The sequence below is a fragment of the Sporosarcina sp. P29 genome, assembly GCF_002743265.1.
In the GTDB taxonomy this organism is placed as follows: domain Bacteria; phylum Bacillota; class Bacilli; order Bacillales_A; family Planococcaceae; genus Sporosarcina.
In genome coordinates, this window is record NZ_PDYX01000065.1 from 1 (window position 1) to 547 (window position 547).

The 547-nt window shown below is 46.3% G+C and carries 2 tRNA genes and 1 rRNA gene; all 3 read right to left on the reverse strand.

Annotation, left to right across the window (positions count from 1 at the left end):
• Window positions 1–140 precede the first annotated feature (140 nt).
• Window positions 141–216, reverse strand: a tRNA-Ala gene (locus CSV68_RS16540).
• Window positions 217–241: 25 nt separating this feature from the next.
• Window positions 242–318 (reverse strand) — tRNA-Ile (locus CSV68_RS16545).
• 124 nt (window positions 319–442) lie between these two features.
• Window positions 443–547: ribosomal RNA gene (locus CSV68_RS16550) — 16S ribosomal RNA — on the reverse strand; the annotation flags it as partial.

A 547-nucleotide genomic window follows, 5' to 3' on the forward strand; every position in this document is an offset into this window, starting at 1 on the left:
TAACCTATAAAAGGTCCAACTTCATCCTAGCGATAGGAATCAGAAGGTTAAAAAGATTGCTTGAATCGCATACATGCGACTCGGTTGATTACTTGATTACTTTCAATGTCGTTTTATCCAGTTTTCAATGAACAAATTATTGGTGGAGCCTAACGGGATCGAACCGTTGACCTCCTGCGTGCAAGGCAGGCGCTCTCCCAGCTGAGCTAAGGCCCCGGGATATATAAAAAGAGAGATGTTATGGTGGGCCTAAGTGGACTCGAACCACCGACCTCACGCTTATCAGGCGTGCGCTCTAACCAGCTGAGCTATAGGCCCCTCTTTCTATGTATGAAGATTACATAAACCTTCAAAACTGAACGCAAAACGTTAACGTGATAGATCGAAGATCTATCTTCCGAATGTTCCTTCCATATTTCAGGCAAGAAAACATAATCCTTAGAAAGGAGGTGATCCAGCCGCACCTTCCGATACGGCTACCTTGTTACGACTTCACCCCAATCATCTGTCCCACCTTCGGCGGCTAGCTCCCCTAAGGGTTACCCCA